General features: G+C 52.7%; 16 protein-coding genes. 12 read left to right on the top strand and 4 right to left on the bottom strand.

All coding sequences use genetic code 11. From position 1 onward, the window contains the following. Positions 1-29: 29 nt before the first annotated feature. From Q31a_RS20050 to Q31a_RS20080, 7 genes are all read left to right on the top strand, one after another. Positions 30-2,024, top strand: a complete 1,995-nt coding sequence (locus Q31a_RS20050) for an acyl-CoA dehydrogenase family protein (RefSeq protein WP_145081907.1) — start codon at positions 30-32, stop codon at positions 2,022-2,024. A 325-nt stretch (positions 2,025-2,349) separates the two neighbouring features. Then, entirely contained in the window at positions 2,350-3,414 is a 1,065-nt protein-coding gene (locus Q31a_RS20055) for an ATP-binding protein (protein ID WP_197355425.1), read from the top strand. 35 nt (positions 3,415-3,449) lie between these two features. Continuing rightward, a complete protein-coding gene (locus Q31a_RS20060) occupies positions 3,450-3,905 on the top strand; it encodes a hypothetical protein (protein WP_145081911.1) in 456 nt (151 codons plus the stop codon). 84 nt (positions 3,906-3,989) lie between these two features. After that, a complete protein-coding gene (locus tag Q31a_RS20065) occupies positions 3,990-5,111 on the top strand; it encodes a hypothetical protein (RefSeq protein ID WP_145081913.1) in 1,122 nt (373 codons plus the stop codon). Positions 5,112-5,139: 28 nt separating this feature from the next. Then, positions 5,140-5,835 (top strand): hypothetical protein, encoded by a 696-nt coding sequence (locus Q31a_RS20070; RefSeq protein ID WP_145081914.1) that lies wholly within the window; start codon positions 5,140-5,142, stop codon positions 5,833-5,835. Positions 5,836-5,908: 73 nt separating this feature from the next. Beyond that, entirely contained in the window at positions 5,909-6,430 is a 522-nt protein-coding gene (locus Q31a_RS20075) for an aldo/keto reductase (protein ID WP_261342728.1), read from the top strand. A gap of 387 nt (positions 6,431-6,817) precedes the next feature. Beyond that, positions 6,818-7,363, top strand: a complete 546-nt coding sequence (locus Q31a_RS20080) for a hypothetical protein (RefSeq protein WP_145081919.1) — start codon at positions 6,818-6,820, stop codon at positions 7,361-7,363. Between the two features lie 96 nt (positions 7,364-7,459). On the opposite strand, the gene Q31a_RS20085 is transcribed toward Q31a_RS20080, so the two are convergent. From Q31a_RS20085 to Q31a_RS20095, 3 genes are all read right to left on the bottom strand, one after another. Then, the gene (locus Q31a_RS20085) at positions 7,460-8,797 is read right to left on the bottom strand and encodes a hypothetical protein (RefSeq protein WP_145081921.1); all 1,338 of its coding nucleotides are present in this window, start codon (positions 8,795-8,797) and stop codon (positions 7,460-7,462) included. 13 nt (positions 8,798-8,810) lie between these two features. After that, positions 8,811-9,440 carry a protein-disulfide reductase DsbD domain-containing protein gene (locus Q31a_RS20090; RefSeq protein ID WP_145081923.1) on the bottom strand — a complete coding sequence of 210 codons (630 nt, stop codon included), beginning with the start codon at positions 9,438-9,440 and terminating at the stop codon, positions 8,811-8,813. Between the two features lie 361 nt (positions 9,441-9,801). Beyond that, complete coding sequence (locus tag Q31a_RS20095; protein WP_145081924.1) at positions 9,802-10,686, bottom strand: WYL domain-containing protein; 885 nt, start codon at positions 10,684-10,686, stop codon at positions 9,802-9,804. A 123-nt stretch (positions 10,687-10,809) separates the two neighbouring features. Between Q31a_RS20095 and Q31a_RS20100 the strand changes: the two genes are divergently transcribed. From Q31a_RS20100 to Q31a_RS20120, 5 genes are read left to right on the top strand one after another with little or no spacing between them, the layout of a single operon-like run. Further along, a complete protein-coding gene (locus Q31a_RS20100) occupies positions 10,810-12,426 on the top strand; it encodes an SAVED domain-containing protein (RefSeq protein WP_145081926.1) in 1,617 nt (538 codons plus the stop codon). After that, positions 12,423-13,412 carry a CBASS oligonucleotide cyclase gene (locus Q31a_RS20105; protein ID WP_145081928.1) on the top strand — a complete coding sequence of 330 codons (990 nt, stop codon included), beginning with the start codon at positions 12,423-12,425 and terminating at the stop codon, positions 13,410-13,412. The genes Q31a_RS20100 and Q31a_RS20105 overlap by 4 nt, the downstream gene beginning before the upstream one ends. Before the next feature lie 6 nt (positions 13,413-13,418). Continuing rightward, entirely contained in the window at positions 13,419-13,931 is a 513-nt protein-coding gene (locus tag Q31a_RS20110; RefSeq protein ID WP_145081930.1) for an HORMA-1 domain-containing protein, read from the top strand. A 4-nt stretch (positions 13,932-13,935) separates the two neighbouring features. Further along, on the top strand, positions 13,936-15,192 hold the full coding sequence (locus tag Q31a_RS20115; protein WP_145081932.1) for an ATP-binding protein: 1,257 nt from the start codon (positions 13,936-13,938) through the stop codon (positions 15,190-15,192). Position 15,193: 1 nt separating this feature from the next. Beyond that, the gene (locus tag Q31a_RS20120) at positions 15,194-15,745 is read left to right on the top strand and encodes a 3'-5' exonuclease (RefSeq protein ID WP_145081934.1); all 552 of its coding nucleotides are present in this window, start codon (positions 15,194-15,196) and stop codon (positions 15,743-15,745) included. Positions 15,746-16,104: 359 nt separating this feature from the next. Here Q31a_RS20120 and Q31a_RS20125 read toward each other — a convergent pair whose 3' ends face one another. Continuing rightward, positions 16,105-16,809, bottom strand: coding sequence for a hypothetical protein (locus Q31a_RS20125; protein ID WP_145081936.1), 705 nt, complete (start codon positions 16,807-16,809; stop codon positions 16,105-16,107). Positions 16,810-18,676 lie beyond the last annotated feature (1,867 nt).

Below are 18,676 nucleotides of genomic sequence, written 5' to 3' on the forward strand. Positions count from 1 at the left end.
TGCAATCCCCCTACGGCAATGATCTAAACATGAAGAAAGCTACGGAAACCACCATGAAGCATCGAAAACGCAATCGCGCTCGCCAAAGTAATATCTTGTTTTTCCTTCTGCTTTGTCTCTGCTGCGGATTGGGCAACCTCCATGCTCAACTACCAGAATTGCGGCCAAATCGATCTGAAGTCACTGCTGACATGGCTCTATCCGCACTTCAGATGGACCACTTGGCGTCTGGTAATGTGCTCGTTGAACAGGGCGAACTGGATCCGTTGATTGCGAAGAGCGGCGGTGGAGCGTGCCCGACCGCTGCCGTTGGAATTGCGATGCAAGCACTTCGCGTCATGAGTGGGATGAAACCGCATGCCAGTCCACATAGACTTGCGTTAGCGGCATTTCGAAACAACCCAGAGTTGCTCAACGGGCGGCTCAGCAACAAGCAAGTTGTTGACTTAATGCTCCACTACCAGAAACACTTAGACAATTCCAAGCTCGCGATTCGAGTCCAATCGGCTCCTAATTCGCCGTACGCAACTGACGCCAATATCTGGGACACTGCAGGGCTTCCGGACTTAATGCTTCAGCCTAACGAGATCAAGATTCTAAGCTATACGGTAAGCGAACCCAGTGGCCATGTACTGGGGAGGCATTTCGTCTTACTCAAAAAACTCGACGGCGACACTTTGTTCGTCGTAGATCCGCATTCGCCGGGAAACGACAGACACTATTTGCTCGAAGCGGGTGGCTCAGAAAGTTGTGGACGATACTTTCTGCGATACCCTCCTGAGTTTCAACGGCCGTACACCAACGAACTGAATACTGTGTTCACCGTGCGGATTGAACACGTCGACGCTACCATTCCTGACTTCGAGCGGATAAAGAGTCATATCGATGCAACCGCCAGTACACTAAAAACCCAAGACAAATTGCGTTCTCCTCGCGATTGGCGGCGCGAGACAGCTAGCTTTGGCTTGCCAGCGCTTGACTTGCCAACGGATATCGGCGGATTCGAATGGTCGGCGGAACAGATGCTGGAAGTCTTTCGCTATGCAGGCCGTCATGATCTAAATCTACGCGATGTTGTTGGAGGGGCACATTCGCGGATTCTTCTACACGCAGATGCTCCCGAGGTGACAGAACTGCTGCGGGGAGTCGTTAAGGGTGAAAAATATTTTGCGATCACGATAACAGAGCCCGACTACGGTTCCGATTTCACTTCGATGGAATCGACATCAAGAAAGGTGGAGGGGGGGTATGTACTCAACGGACAGAAGCGATTCAACGCACGTCTTGATCAAGCGACAGATGTTATCGTGATTACGAAAAACCCCGAAGGTCTGCGAGGAAAGTTGAATGTGTTTGTCTTGCCTATCGATGCCAAGGGACTCAAGATCGAGACATTTGGTGCCCATGGGTTAACGGGAAACTCCTACGGCGGCCTGACGATGAGTGACGTGTTTGTGCCGGATCATTTCTTGATTGGCGAAGACGGCAAGGGCTACGATGTGTTTTCGAAACACTTTCTCTACTGGCGATTGATGCAAACTGCAGCCGCGATTGGGACCGCCGAGCAAGCCTTGCAGCAAATGGCTGATCGCTTGAAAACTCGCATCGTATTTGGCGGTCCGATTGGGCGTTTTACGCATTTACAGCAGCCAATGGGACAGCACACGACAGAGTTAAAGATGGCTCACGCATTGGCCGTTCAGGCGGCAAGGCTGATTGACCAAGATCGATACTCCGAAGCGGAGCCTTTAATTAACGGACTCAAGGCAGAGGGTGTTGAGATCGCGCTCAAGGCGGTTGATGCTGCTGCCCGTGCATTCGGTGGGGAAGGCTTTTCGGATCTCGTCGATATTGGCGACCGTTTAAGAGATCTAAACGGTCTTCGAATTGCTGACGGAACCACGGATGTAATGCGATCCGCAGTCGTCCGCTCGCAATTCGGCCGAGAATTCTGGGATATGGCTACCAAGGGTAATTTTGAACAGCCAAAATCCGAGTTGCCGCCGCCGGGTAAGCCCCAGTAATTCATTCTGGTGCTCGCGATTTGATTTTGGTCAAGCTGGGCAGACTACAACGTTCAAGGCTGGACGTTTTTGCGCCGCCGCCCGAAACAACTGCGAACGCTTGAACATTCGATGGACCGCAAACCTTAGAGAAAGACCGGGGGCATCGTAACGATGTCAACCTCGGGGCACCAAAAAGTAACAAGGACTCCTGGTGCGAGTCCTCACCGTCAGCCTCGAAACCAACAATTGCGTCATTAATTTCCCCAAACCGGACATCGACTGAACCGCAGCGCGGCCGATGTGTCTATTCTCGAAGCAGCTAGTTTTGAATGGAACGACGTGCATGGACTTTTCAAGTTTATCAGCGGAAGAAACGTTGATCATCTGTCCGGACAGCGAGGACGATCGTTGGGAGTTTAAAGCGGCATCATTACTTGAGCCGGGAAATAGAGGCGAATTAAAGAAAGAGCTCGGAAAGCAGGTCTCAGCGTTCGCAAATTCAGGTGGAGGAAACCTCGTTTTCGGTATAGGAGAACCACGTATTTTGCAAGCGTGTCTGGAACGCGTTGGTCGACAGCCGATGCAGGACTACCTAGCCACGATGGTCGAGCAGTCAGTTGAATACCCTATCCGTTGCTCTCAGATTTACCGAATCCCGTTTATGGTTTCGCGGAACGCCTCAATATTTCTGATTCATATCGAAGACAGTCCAGCGGCTCCTCATCAAGCCAAGGATGAACGGCAGTACTACTACCGCATCTCCGGTCATTCTAAACCCGCTCCTCATTTTCAGTTAGAGCTCCTACGCAACCGACAGGTCAAATGCATTGTCGACGCTGAAATTGACGGTTTCCAATGGTCGATGCCCTGGTTGCAACTCAAAGAACGAAAGCTAACAGCGCAAATTTCGATTACCGTTACGAACCTTGCGCAGTTTGTCGCCAAACCCGTTGGGCTTTCGGTTCGAACGGATGTGCCATCCAGCCATTGGGCTGTACTTGCTCAAGATTCGACGGATTGCAACGAACTTGTGCTTGCCGAACCATTCCTTTTTCCCGGGCTCAGGAAGACATTCCACATCAAGCTCGTATGCAAAGTAGAACAAGAAGAGAATCTTGCAGAAGTCGCATGCGCCGAATTCGCAAATGTGAGATTGCAAATCCAAACGTTTAGCCAGAATTTTGGCTCCGCGATTTTGAGTTTTCGATTGTCCGATTACTTGACGCGAGAAGCGATCCTCGAAAGAGAATCAGAAAATGCACTGGAAAGGGAACGTTCGAGTGCAGCATCCGAAAAGCTAGTAAAGGAATTTATTCCGAAACTGAAATCACAGATCGAGTTGACTCAAAAGTCGATGCGCAGACCCGTGTTACCTCCGAATCTAAATCTTCCGGATGGCCATGACTGACGTTTACATTCATTTTTTTTACCAGCTATCGTTCAATGAACCCCTACTCTTATAACGATTTAAAGACACTTTGTCATGCGCCCGTCAGCGAGGCAGATTTTGGCATATGGATACAACAGCAGGACGTAATCGGATTTTTGTCCCGCGATGCCATGGACGATGAGATCATCGTTCATGCTTCAATGCCGTACGCTTACCTGCACGCAGTGTTTGCGAATAAGTTTGATCTTGGCGCATTGGTCGGCGAGCAGCTCGAAACATGGGATGTCGATGCGAGCGCGGGTTGGAGCGTGGTGTCCGACTCAACCGAGACATGGATCGAGGGCCCGCTCGAGCGCAGCAACAATCTTGTCTTCAGAGGAGGTGAAAAGATCGTTTTTGTTCGAGACTTCGAGGGGAGCACGGATTCCGCTTGCTACTACGAACTAAACCAGAAACTGGCGCATGTTCTGCGACTGCACTATATGCCGGAAAGAGGAGCTTGGTGCTGACTCGATGAAGCCGGTGACATAGTAGAGGCGTTCAAAACTCGGGAAGTCAGTCTGTTAGACGGTAGTACGGCAAGGGTTGCAACTATGCGCCAGGCCTATCTTCAGGAATTTTCAGAGTATAGCGGACTCATCCTTACTCGCATGTTTGACTTCACGCGTTTCAGATCTAACAAATCTGACGGATGGGGTGATTCGAGCGAGGAAACTCTAGTTAATCAGGACTTGATTCGTGGACGACTCAATGTTCAACAGACACTAGGAAGCTACTCGCGAGGTTTGCAAGTAATCCCGCTAAGTCAGTCGAGCGGAAGGGCGAAAAAGCGGTATGAGACGTTTATCGCTCAAGATCTGAGGCACCATGCGACCGGAGAGTTTTCCTGCGATCCCGACAAGCTGTCAAACTACTTTCTACCGACGGACAGCCCTCACGAGCTTTCACCAGCATTTTTTCGCCCTGAAGTCCTGAGCAAGTACAAGGCTGATACTCAGAAGTACCGCATCGAGGAACGCAGAATCAACTGTCGCGGGGCCTGGACACTGGAGCATTTCGGCATCAATGACGCCGGCCAAATTCATGCGTACTTGATGTATCTCGGTAGACTACCGCACAAAGAACAGCTTCATTGGAAGAGCTTCAACGAACCGCCCAAGACAGGCCTGACCGCGCACACGGTTGCCACAGACTTCGAAGGCGCATTCGTAGAAATTGACGACCCATTGCAAAATCTGAAGCGTCAACTCGCCAAGCTAGAACGGCATAGGGTTGGTTGGTGGAAACTTCGGGCGCTGGATCTTCCGAGATGCGCACAATACCCTGTAACGGATTCTCGCGACGAATGGGCATCAGAATTGATGAACCTAGATAAACTTCTTGTAGAAGGGTTCGTTCATAAATGGCTACGTCGGATGGCGTGCAGCCTGGCGCGTGAACTGGATGAAAAGTGGCAGTCGCTACAACTTCTGCATGAATGTCTTGTCGGACAGGGCTTTGAAGAAGAGGCGTCGCGACAAATTACTGCTCCACTGCGACAGGTACACATGTATCGGTCGAGGCTCAAGGGGCATGCGTCGGAGAGCGAGCCTCGTGAGCTCGAAGCCGCAGCTCGACGCGAGTTTGGCGACCTACGAAATCACTTCCGCGAACTTTGTAGCAAGTGCGATGAGTCCATACGAGTGATAACTTCGGCATTCGCAGGCGGTCTATAATTACTTGAAGCAAGATTGGAGTCTAACCTTGAACGCTGCTACACGATCAGAATCCAACTACGATCGCATTCTCCTAAATGCAGGAGTCACTGTCAAACCAATCAACGAAGCAAGAACGACAAGGCCGGATCGAGAACTTATTCTTCATGGCCAAAAAGTGGTAGCCGAATGGAAGGAGAAAATCAAAGGTGCTTTTGAATCGAACATGATTCAAAGTCGAACTCATTTCAGCTTCTGGGGATGTGAGGAAGGTTCTCAACAGATTCGTCCGAATGGAAGGGTGGACTGGTCGGGATGGGCAGGTCACCTCGCAAAAGCAATTCAGCAACTCAAGGACGCGTCAGAGGATGGCTTACCTACGTTGGCGGGACTCCAGTCCCACTCTATAAAAGCGGAGCTCGATCCAACGAGTTTGTTCATACTAATGTATGGGCACGGAGCGAGAGTCAACGAAAATCGGCTAATCGTTTCACAAAATGACTGTGCCGGAGAATTGCCTGTGGCAGCCGGATTCGCTGATTGGCCAGTATTGAGCGCCGTCGGTTATCTCGTCGGCGAGAAGATCAGTGTTTACGCGAACTGCTTTGCAAGAGTTCCACTCGATCCAGCCTGGTTTCAGTATGATTGTTTTGGCCCCGTGTACATTCCAGGTGGCAACCACAATTCGCCAACTTGGCAGGAGTGGCGAAGTGGAGAGATGCCTATCCGCGGAGTTGTTCGCTAGCTTGTGTAGCTAATTTGGAGGGCAACCATGGAACAAATTAGGACCATTGATGGCGTAGACGCTTGCCAATTCGCTGGAGCACATGGGCGTCGATCGAATTGATTCGTATCTCCTGCATGGCCCTAGTCGTGGCGCTGGGCTCGGCGTAGAAGACTGGGCGGCCTGGCAGGCAATGGAGCAGATCCATGAAAGCGGTCGTGCGCGGCTGCTGGGAGTGAGCAACGTTTCCCTCGATCAGCTTGAGATTTTGTGCAAGGACGCCAAGGTTAAACCGCGTTTTGTACAGAATCGGTGCTTTGCCGTGAGCGGCTGGGATCGTGCTGTCCGCGTCTTTTGTAAAACCAACGGCATTGTCTATCAAGGATTCTCACTGTTGACTGCCAACCGCGGCGCGATGGCAAGCCGGCAGTTGGCGACGTTCGCTCAACGCCACGGTTGCTCACCAGCACAGATCATTTTCCGCTTTGCCATCGACGTAGGGATGATCCCGCTGACCGGCACGACGGACGCACAGCATATGCAGTCGGACTTAGGGGTACTCGCCATGCAACTACAGGCGGACGAAATTGAGGCTATTGAGTGCATGACGGGATAGCTCAAACGCCGCCGTTGTTTATTCTCCAATGGGCTAGTCTACTACGGCTGTTTCTAATCCATTGATTCGTGCGATTATTCGGGCGTTGCCCTGCGGGCCGGGCTGCTTCGGGCTTCGCTTTCGCTACGGTCTGCTGCCGAAGACTGCTTCGCACCCTACACATCCCTAACGCGTAGGAATTATCAAACCGGGAGTAGGTACTGTCTGTGGACCTTCCGATCATGCCACGGCGTTCAAGGTCCGCTTGCGAGGCGCTCGCTGCTGCTTTTGCTGTGCAAAAGGCTCCACCTTGACCTGCCGTGCCTCTCAGAGCTCGGGCCACCGACGGGCTCAGGAATTCTTGAACAATCGGCATCGGTCGGGATGCCAACCTAAGGAGATTGCAAAATGTCAATCACAGTAAAAGAAAAGGAACATTGGAAAGAACGCATCGGACGCCGCATCGATCTTGCAATCGAGGAACTGGAATCTAAGGAAGATCCGGGTTTTCGAAAGCGAATCCAACAGTCCGCAGAAGAACGTGCTTGGAAGTCACTGGGCTTGGACAAACTACGCGAAGAATACAAACGCCTTGCACAAGAGGTTTCGCAGATCGACGAAAAACGCGCACAGATTGCGGCCGAAATGATGAAGCAAGTTGGTAGCACTGCGGCACCTCATAGCTACCGCAATGATCCGCCGTTTGAAGTCCAGACTTGTGTTAGTCGCAGACGCGAGGTTCATGAGAAGGAGCTCTTGGCAGAGAATCCTCTGGGCCAGAAGATTCTTCATTTGCAACGTGAAAAGGACGAGCTCCTGGATACAGTTTGGCTCGCCACGTCCTCATCGCAGATCAAGGAGTTGTGGGGAAGCTTCGCTAAGTTGCTGAGCTGGGAGCCATCTGAGCTTCAGAAGTATGCTCTTTCCATCGCGCCTTCCACCAGCGACGAATAGTCGATCGCCAATATCCAACGGCTGCCCGGTCCTCGGGCAGCTTTTTCCAAACCAATCGCATTTTTACACGCATCTGCCAACCATCGCACGTTGGGTCTACCGAACATCCATCCGCTTCGCTCCGCGCAGTTCAGCGGTTGGGATACCACGCGTTTTCGCCAACGGATCGAGATACCAACGATAGTGCCCATAGTCAGTTGCAAATAGGTAGGCCTTGTTCTCCTCGTGCCATTTGACCCAAGAGGCAGACTCCATTGACGATGGTCCGTCGGGCACGTAACGAGTCAATAACTTTTTTGCCCGTTGAGCCACAACGGAGTCTGATGATGCCAGCTCTCCGATAACCACCGGCAGAAATTCAGGGTCGTCAAAGCCCATTTCTAAACTAGCCAGATCTTGATCAATCTCGAGCTTGCTGTTGGCATCAGTCGTAAAATAGGATGTGTTCTCGCTCGCCCATTTTGCCTTGGCATCGGCATCGCCTTGAGCCTGAATCGTCTTCCAAAGCTCTGGTGTAACCATGTCCTCAACCCAACTGGCGCGGCTTGGATTATCCAGCCAAGCGGCGACGGTCGAACGAGGTCGCGCGCTGGGACCTACAAAGACTGAAGGCGTAATTGATATCGGTCGATCCTGACTGAAGTTGCTGATGTAGGCGATCGCGTTCAGCAGCATTTTGGTGCCGATGTCATTCATCTCCTTCGGCGACTGTTGGAATCCGAAATGCAAGAGGTTGCCTTGCCGCCAAATGGCGGCGGCTGTTGGAGTCTTGTGATTGACGCCGCCGCAAAAAAACTCGACATCGGGATAGATGTCGAACGCTGTCGAGTAGGTGCACCAGCCAGCGCGCCAATTTTCCTTGAAGTCGTCGACAACCGGAATCACGCTGATCGTGCTGGCATCGAGGTCATCTTGGAATGCCTCAGGTGTTTCGATCTGAATGGTTGCGCTACGATCGATGTGAAACGGAGATTCGAAGATAGGATGGTCCTTTAAGTCGTACGCCACTGGATCGAGGCAGGTACAGCCGGAACCGCCACCCAGTTGCCACACGCAGGCCAAGTTTAGCCCAGCGCTTCCCAGCAGCACCGTTGGACGGCTCCAGTTTTCCCGTTTCCCCAGCGGCGATTCGCCTGCGTTTCGCTCTAATCGGGCCTCCTCATTTTGCGGCCAGTCCAAGAGTACAACATCAAACCTATCTGCCAAGGCGGGATCGAATGAATTACGGTCTGCGATTTCGATTGTCCCCACATGGCCCTTTAGAAAGTCGACGTACTCGTTGGAACGCTCGGAGCCCACAAAAAGCACTCGCAACTGAGTAAGGTCCGCTGCGGCTGCTGTCCCTTGGTAAAGACTCGCGGCAAGCAATAACGCCACCACTCCGAGTCGCGGCAAGTTGTAGAGCAGATACGAATTGGAACCACGGCTTTTCATCAATATCTCCTTGTTAAAGCGAAGTCGAACGTTCTACGCGTACGGGTAGTTGCATAACGACTTCTTCCGGGGGCAGGCAAGCCAGATCGTTGCAAACTTGGAACTTGACTCGAATGGTCAGCAAGAACGTCCCGTACTCCGGCGAAATCATTTTCAATGGCAGGTGAGCCGTGAACGAGTTGCGGAAAACCGGTTTTCCAACTTCGGTTTCGTCCGTGGCGGGTAAAATCGCTTCGCCCACATTCACTGATGACACATCAACATCCCCTTGAATGGAAAGGGGCGTGAAAGGGCTCGATGACGGTACAGCACCATATACGTGCGATCCCCGCTTTATGCTGATATCCACGGCAACTTCAACTGGATGCTCGGTTGTTCCGCCGAGTTCAGTTACCGAAGCTTCGATATTGACATTGCCTGCCTGGTCCGTTGCGATTGCCGGGTCTACCAGGGAGATCTGCCAGCCGGTTTCGACCGTATTTGCATCGGAACCCGCTAGCGGTTGGTCACGTGACTGGCAGCCACCAAGAAAAAACAAAGTAAGAACGGCAAATAGGGCGTTGTTCGGTCGCGGCCAATGCAGAGTGTGCTGGCTACGTGCGGCTTCCGTACGAATGGCTGTCGAGTCGGATGGAATTCTCATAGCTGGCCCTGTCTGGACTGTACCGGGATAGAGATATTGTATCCTCTAACAGTAGATTCGTACGTGGCCGAGACCGATTGCTGGTTGAAACCGCTCTGGGGTCCAGCGCGAGAAAAAAGACCACTTTTGCACCGCTCAGACGCATCGGTTGATGCAATCAGACGACTTTGAGATCGCGCGAATCTGCTTCGGTCATTGGGACCGATGCAAACTGGATCGACAGTTAAATGCTCCGGTCACGCCCACATAAGTCACTCGGCTTGAGCTGCGTGGGATCATTTCGACTGCGCGTTGCTATGACGTGCAAGAGACTGCGTGAATCAGATTGATGCGACCTCGGTTTGACGGACCGAAGTGGGAGTCAATCAGCCGATATCTTCGTTTTTGCACGAATTCGTTCCACTTCACCACGGTTCACAAGCACGATCCTTTGCCGTTCTGGGCGGACGAGTTTTGGGTCCTGATCCAGACCAAGATGGCGTTCGAGGTAGAACGATAGAGAAACACGAGTTTCGATCGAGCTAATTCCGTTGACCATCCCAAAGTCAAGTTCCACCGCTTTCTTCGCCCCCGGACTTAACTCCGGGTTCGGCTCTAGGAGAAAAGTCACTGATTTGTTCCATTCCGCATCAGTCGCTGCGTCGACTTCGACCGAGCGAGATTCCGCAACTTCCAATACACGAGTGAGTACAAAGTCTCGGAATTCCTCATTGCGTTGGCACCAAGCGCGAGTGTGCCAACTGAACCCGTCGAATCCCAGTGCATGCGGCGCGATCCAGCGCCAGCGTGATGTATTCGACCCGGCGGACTGATACTTAATCTTCAACTCAAACGAGCTGCGGATCGATGCGATTATCTTCCGAAGAATCTCGGGCTCGACCGTCCTGCGGAGAATCGGAACAATGGAGAACTCGGGCATTCGCTGTGCCCACGTTTCGCCCTTGCCGACAAATCCCGATTCGCGAAGCCGCAAACGAGCCAAATAGGCATCGCCCGACGGTTCAAGTTGTAAAGGGGCAAATTTTTCGGTGGGCCGATACGTCTTGCCGTGACTGTCGTACTCTATGCTGTCCGGGGAAAGCTCTTGGTAACGCCGAAGGTCTGCAGATGCCTGTGGGACAGAAATCCCGAAGGTGTCCACCAAGTCGGACCGGTTGATTTGCCCCTCCCAGTAAAGACGGAATTCAATGAATTCCAGCCGCCGCTGAATGCTGTGTCGAATTTCACGGTTTTCTGGCTTGGCCACAGTTGCTAACCTGAGCAGGATGGGTATACTTTTCCGACGGGTAAAGAAACTTTACTCTTATATAGTCAGTCATGGTCCCCTGTTTGTCAATCAAGAGAGTCCGCAAGACGGGAATTCGGCGAAATGCACGATCCGATCGACATTGCAATTGTCACAGCCCTCAAAGTGGAACGTGAGGCCGTTGTTGCGCGCTTAAGCAATGTCGAAAAGCTGCAATTTCCCAACGAGCCCCTGACATTTTACGCCGGTTCGTTGCCGCTGTCTGGGACGGAATCCTATCGAATTGTAGTTGTTCAATGCCATGACATGGGAAACAACGACGCCGGAATCGCTACCACAAGGACGATTCAACGCTTCGAGCCTCAATGCGTTTTGATGGTTGGAATCGCGGGGGGGGTGTCTGGAAAGGCAAACCTTGGGGACGTCGTTGTTTCGCAGTACGCTCACTACTACGAATTTGCAAAACTGAAGGGGGAAGGTCGCGAGAATCGCCCGCAACAGTGGCCGTCGGATGTCCTGTTGTACGCTCGCGCTCAACACTATGACGAGGCCGACTGGCGGGGCGACATTCGTCAAAACTGCCCAGACTCGGATACGCCTGAGTTCCAGCCTGATGTGCGATTCGGCCCGATCGCATGCGGTGACAAGGTTGTAGAAAGTGAGGATGAGCTAAACGCGATTCGCAACCAATGCCCCAAAATGCTTGCTGTCGCGATGGAGGGGTGGGGAGTAGCCAAGGCGGTCGGAGCTGATGGCAGTTCGATTCGGTACTTAGAGATCCGCGCGATTTCTGACCAAGCGGTTTCTGGAAAAAATGACGACTGGCACCTCTATGCAGCAAACGCTGCCGCCGCTTTTGCCATCGGCTTACTCAAAACATCGCCGGTGAGACCAATTCAGGCCGTCGAGCGGGAGGCTGCATCCGGCGTCGCTCGTCCAACGCTGATCGTCACCGCGCAATCGTTACGCTCGATTTCGGGCGAGGAAGTCATTTCTGCACTTCCCTCGGCAATCCAAAACGGACGGCTCGATTTTTACGAGTTGGACTTCACTGATTTGGTTGACAACAAACGACTGATCGACCCTCATGAAGCCGCCCGCCGTATCACTGCGCCCGAAGGTGATTTTCTTCAGACTCTAGCTGGCCATCCGCAGCATCAGCTTACATTCCACGGATTGTGTTCAATACCACCAGTCGTGCTTGCCGGCCATGTTGTGAGTGATCGACAGTCAGTGATGCTGTTTGACTTCCAGCCGGAGTCTGGCGACTGGATCTGGCCGGAAAGCAATGAGGAACATCCAGCGTTAGCTCTGGAGCAGCAGCCCGGACGGCGGGTTCTGAAGGCCGGTGATGTAATTATCCGAGTCTCGGTGAGTTACCCAGTATCCGCCGACGAAGTGGCGCGTCTCGACTTACCTGCTGTGGCCAGCTTTCATCTCTCTGTGCAGAATCCCGTTCGAGGCATTGTCCGAAGCCAAGAGCAAACGATTACTTACGGACGTCAGTTTCGGCAATTGCTCGATTCACTGAAGATGCAAGTTCCAAATGCGGAACGCATCCATCTTTTCTACGCAGGGCCGATGGCGCTCGCATTCAACATCGGGCAGCAAGTATCCGAAAACATCCACCCACCGGTGGTCGTTTGGAATTTTTCACGCGGATATGACTGGGCGATTGACCTCAAGAAGGCGATCACCGGTGAAGCCTGCATTTTGACATCAGAGGATCTTCAACAGTGACCATCAAGCAACGATTTGAAAATTTCACCACCAAAATTCGACCGAGTGACGATCATCTGAAAGAGGCGAGACGGCAAGTCGATCACATGGTCGACAAACTAAAAAACAAGGTTGCCAGTGACAAGAAGTTTACTCTCGAGAAGGTGCTCCGCGCCGGGTCCAATGCGAAGCATACCTCGCTATTGGTGACCGCCGACAACCGGTTCGATGTCGATTTGGGTGCATATTACTCTGGCGAAGATGCCACAAAGTCTGAGCTCGACTCACTATTGCAGTTTACACGCGATCAAGTCGCATCGATCTACCCTCAAAAAAAGGCCTCAGATTTTGAAGTCCTGAAGAGCGCGGTGCGTGTGAAGTTCACGAGCGGAATCAAACTCTGGGTCGACATCGCCCCTATCGTCAAGGACGACTCACTGAATATTGCAAATGGAGGGTACATCCCACGCGACGACGGATGGCGACTCACGTCGGTGACAGGGCACAACGACTTCGTCTCCAAGCGAACTGCGAACAGTAAATCTGTGTCTGGGCCCGTGAAGTTCAACCGACTCGTGCGAATGATCAAGTGGTGGAACAATCGACAAAGCGGTTTGGTTCAACCTGCAATTCTCTGTGAACTTGTTACAGCCGCCGCAATCGCTGATGAGGGCGTGACCACAGAGTGGCAGACCAGCCTTCGGCAGATATTTCAGTTTATACGGAAGCATGGCTTTGAATCGCCGATTGCCTTCGACGACAACTACGACACGTCTAAGTTGAAGTACCCCAACGACAACGTGGTGATCCTCGACTCTGTGAACTCAGACAACAACGTAGCGTCACCGTGGACGGACTTCACTCGCAACGGCTACCTCGAAGCTGTGGAGGATGCATACGACGCGTCAACCGCCGCATGGAGCGCTGAGAAAGATGGCGAAGAAGACGAAGCCGTTGAGCATTGGTGCGAAATATTCGGCGACCAATTCAGAACATTATCGGAGTAGGATTAAATGACAAGTCAAACCAGAACGGCAACACAGACATCTACGTACGCGCGCGTCGTCTACGTTACGCGCAAGTTGCAGGCAGATCTGTTTAATATTGTTGACACCTACGGGCAGATTTCGGAGTCATACGCGTTGAACCTGATTAGTGACCTTCGAATGATGATGGATGAAGAGGTGCTTGAATGGGTGCGTCTACTTTGGAAGAAACACAATTCGAGTGAAGTGGAATTCGCTTACGAGTACAAAGTACTCGACGGAACTTCCGGCTTGGTAGATGATCGGTCCGGAGGGATTCGGTATCGTTCAGGTCTGCAGGATTGTGATTTCGGGGTCCGCATCTGCAACAGTAGTCGTTGGTACGACTTGACAGGGGCGGAGCGAAAAGAAATAGAAGACCGGCTTCATTTCCCGTGGGGGCCCGGCTCGACGCTGAGTTACACAAAAGGCGGATTCTCCTCTGACCGCACCTATGCGAAAGATGACTACGGATTTCGCAGAAGTTCATATGGAGCGTAATTAAGTGACAAAAATCGTACTGAACGATAAACAAGGCGGCGCTATTTGCGAGCTTCCGGAAACGGCGGAGGAGGTGGTTGTCAATGCAGAAGAGGATGCTCGTCGCACTGGGACGACCAAGCGACGTTCTCTTTTTGCAGCGTTTAAGTCTTCGGTTAAGACCGCAGGTTATGACATCACTGATTCCGACATGCAGACCGCGCTGAAGGCGGTTGACCAACTGCGGAGCGGTAAGGCTGTTCCAAGTATTCGATTCACCGTTCACGGCCGGATACCTGAAGGCTCCGCCGCGTCACCGAAGACAGCAAACACCCAAATTAGGAATGAGCGACCGACGATGTCACAATCTAACAATACCACCGGACTTCGCTTCTTTGAGAACGAACAATTGTACCCCAACGACAACGCCGCTACCTGGTTCGGTCGACTTGTAGGCATTGAAGATCAAAAGCAAACCATGTTGCTGGAACTGGAATTGTTACTAAAACCCGAACTCGTCGAACAGTGGAGTAAAGAACACCACCAATCCATTCTTCCCGCATGTGAGATTATGTCATCCCGTGCCCCGTTGCTCGTGCTTGAGGGGGATGTTGGTTGCGGCAAGACAGTATTGGCTGAGTCCATCGGCGATCCACTTGCGAAGCGGCTTGGATGCCATGTCCATTTGATGAAGATAAACACTCAAGTGCGCGGTAGTGGCATGGTTGGAGAGATGACTGACCTAATCGCTAAGGCGTTCACTGCGATCGAGGACAAGGCGCGGCGAAACAGCGGAGAGCCGGTTCTCTTGTTGATTGACGAAGCGGATTCTCTTGCTTCAAAGCGAGCTGAACAGCACATGCATCATGAAGACAAAGCAGGTGTGAACACCTTGCTACAGCGGATCGATCGCCTACGAAGAGAAAACTTGCCGGTGGCCGTAATTTTCATTACTAATCGGCCTGAGGCATTGGACTCTGCAGTTCGTAGGCGAGCAGCCGTTTCGATTCGGTTTGAGCGCCCAAACGCCGAGGTGCGCGCAGAATTGTTTCACCGCAACTTTCCTGACCTTGCGTTAAGCGGTGCAAAGCTAGAGAAGCTGGTGAGCGCGACTGGCGAGTCGGGAAATGGACACGAACGCTTTACAGCGTCGGACATCACTGATCGACTCATCCCTGCAGCGATCAAAATGTCTTACCTCAGCAAGACTGCAGTGACTGCGGATACTCTGATTGAGGCTGCTCAAGCGATGAAGCCGACTCCACGAATCGAGGATATTTAGCATGGCTACCGAATCTGATCTCATCATCTCTGTGGACGTTGAAACCTCCGGACCGATTCCCGGCGAATACAGCATGTTGTCACTTGGGGCGTGGATATTGGGTTCCAACCACGAATTCTATGTTGAATTCCAGCCGCTCAATGACAATGCGGTTCCCGAAGCACTCTCCGTGACAGGGTTTTCACTTGACGCTCTACGAGAGTCGGGAAAGTCACCGAAAATTGCAATGGCTGAATTCGGCACATGGATTGAGGAGCACGCGCGTGACCGCAAACCAGTTATGGCAGGATTCAATGTCGGCTTCGACTGGTCATTCGTGAATTGGTACTTTCACAGGTTCATGGGAGCAAACCCACTTGGATTCACCTCGATCGATATCAAGAGTCTTTTCATGGGGCTTGCGGGGTGTTCTTGGCCAGAGACGAAGTCCAGCAGAATTCCGGACCGCTTTCAGCCTACGACGAAGGCGAACCACAACGCTCTCGACGACGCTAAGGCGCAAGGCGAGATGCTCGCTGCAATGATCTGTGCCTCACGACGAATTGCCGAATAGCAGGTTGTTCTAAAACCAAAATATGGCGATCGATTGCATGCGTCGGTTTGATCGACCGAGAGCAGTTTTCGGCCACGAGATTGACCAGCCTTTGTCGTCACGTTGATAGCGCGGAAAAGCGTCTCCCAGCACAACCTCACCAATGCGCAAACTAACCGAGAGGCAGCAATCCCACCGCCCCCCCAGCGTGCCTAGCCTACCACAATTTGGTGATCCCGAATCCGAGAGCGGTCTAGCTCATCGATACAAATTGCAGCAAGTAAGAAGCTGGTACTCAGGACGGCTGCCCCATCCGGAGCATCAAGGTGAAGTGGTATTCTTATTCCTCGTGGCTTGGCCCCTATGAACGCTGAATGGCGTCAGGTTTCGAATGGTCGCAGAATAACCCTGCGTAGGCTGAGGGCGGCAGCCGGAATTGAGTCAAAGCCAGCCGACTGTCGAGATTTGTTGACAGCGCGGAGGACAGTGAGTAGCTGGCGTCGGATAGGGGCGAAGCGGGTGTAGGGAATGTTTGCGAATTCTTGAGCAAGATTGTCGGTTGAGCGGCGGGTAGCTCGGTGCAGGAAATAGGCTTTGAGTTCGCGGTAGGTCTTGTTGTCGATACGGACGCAGGAATGCCACTTGGGTTCTCTGCCGCCGGCAGGTGTTAGGCCGCTGCGGCGGTAACTGATGGAATAGCCGTTGAATTTGATGGGGTGGCGGCGGCAATCGCGGATTTGTTGCTTCTCTTCCTGCTTGAAGGGGTGATGGCCGTCGGTGATAAGAAGGATGAACCAACGCTCGAACCTGATGTATTGCATGTTGGCGAGCCCTTGCTGCTTGCGATAGGCACGCTGGCGCTCGGTGATGTCGATGTCGTATTTGGTGAGTAGTTTACGATCGACAGTTTCCGGATCTTTGCTCTCGGGGATTTGGCCGGTGACGTAGTACCAGTAGCCGTGGCGAAGGTAGCTAACTGCGACTTGCTGGACGAGTCCGGCAGGTGATGTTGCGACACAGCGATAGCTGGTTCTCCGATTGCGGACGCTTGTCGAAGGTGTTGTGCTAGCAGGCTGGCTTGCCATCGAGTGACTCCAGCTTCGTACTGAGTTGAAACGCGTGACTCGAGGCTTGAACTGCAATCGACGTTCGTTTGTAGATGTTGGTGACGCTCATTGGCTGTTTTCCTTTTTGCTACGTTTTCCCTCGTATGTCCGCAATCGCGAATTGCACATGCCTAATTGAGAACCTAAAGAAACCGCGGCTAGCGCCAAAGCGGCTCAGTGCTATTCGGCTAGATGCAAAAGATGGGGTTGTTAAGGCCAACCCCAAGCCGTAGCGATTTTCGATCGACAAGCTGCTCTTCAAGCACAGTCGAAGGCGAAAGAAAACCCTGGTGAACGAATAATGATATTTCTACGCAGCGTGAGCGCGCGACCGACAGATGCCGCTCGCACTCTCAGGGTAGAATCTCACCAAACGCCTCGGAGCACGAATCACTAAGTCGCAGATGCACTGTTTTCCTCAGTGCACTTGCGTAATGCATAGTGCCCACAAAAATAACCTCAGCCGAACACACCGAAAGTCGCAAGACGCAACTCGGGTGTTCGTCGTCAGTCCGCCGCCAGAAGAGGCCACTCTCCCGAGTAGCCACCTCTGGCCGCATCGCTGCCTGCCAAGGACTAAAGCAATGCTGGTTGCCTTCACAGGGCGCAAGCCGTGCGAAGGCAACACGACTAAATCAGTCGCTGCATCACTCCATAGCAAATCTCTTAGCGGGGTCTTGGTTCGCGCTGGCCACTTACGCGGCTGCTCACGAAACCGAATGCCCCTCAGCCCTTTCGTTCCTGCTTCCAGCCCACCCCAAAAGTAGAATGGCTGGTGACCGGGTCATCACTCCGGTCGTTTGCAGACGGGTCGCGACTGCCATGCCGCGCATCATGTGCCAGAATCTTTGGCACGCACATGTCTGAGCCTTCGCTCAAAACACCGTTGGCGCTTCCGCGCCAGTCCTAATCAGGCCACACTCCCCCACTACGGCTTTTCATGCGATTGCTCGCACTAATTCCACTCTGCTGACCAAGCAGAGCACCGAGTTGCTACACCCGGAGGCCGCAGTGGCTCCCGCGTTATCGTCAGGCTTCGATTCTAAGGTCACGTCGCTAGGACAAGTTACTGCCCGGTTCACTTAGGTATGTGCGGCCTTCCGGCCAGCCATACTCTCCGAACGATGCATTGCAGCGTTCGATTTCCCCCTACGAAAACAGAAGCTCGGGGTATCGCTCCCAAGTGAATGTTCACTGTTGGGCACCGTCTCCTTAGAATCTTACTGGCAAGCCCTCCCTTACCTATTCGGTTGGGCCTTTCGTAGTTGAGCTTTTCACCGTCGAGTGTTTAGCTCGATCGCCGAGGCGGTCTGCCCCGGTGTCACCTGTCGCCAGATGACAGCTCCCCACGCCAGACGCGTTGAACGAACTCGCCGAAGCAAGCCCGGACCCCACGTGCAGGATTTGGCTAATCGCCGCACCTGCTTTGTGCTTCATGCGCCGCAGCGCATGAAACAGAAGTCGAGCCGTACATAGGCTCTACTTCCCCGACGCGACCTCGCTCCCAAGCAATCAGCTTGGAGAACAAGGCATGTCCGCGTCGCCCGCACTTCCCAAACTCAGTTGTACCACTTTGCCTATTGGATAGAACGCCGGTATTACTTCGAGCTGGCTGTCTCAATACAAATGAAACAGCGAGTATTCGAGTTTACTCCGACGAGCCTCCATTGAACTGGACGAGCCACTCTCGTGGCAATCCAGCTCGAAGGGCCAGCTCAACAGTTTTTCAACTGCGGGAAGTTAGCAAGACTTCCGGTTCTTATCCTCAGTTGATGAGACTGAGATTGGCGAACCTGCTGTCCCCGCCAAGAGACATCAGCTTTATTGCACTCTTATTCGCGACGGA

The organism is Aureliella helgolandensis (assembly GCF_007752135.1).
In the GTDB taxonomy this organism is placed as follows: domain Bacteria; phylum Planctomycetota; class Planctomycetia; order Pirellulales; family Pirellulaceae; genus Aureliella; species Aureliella helgolandensis.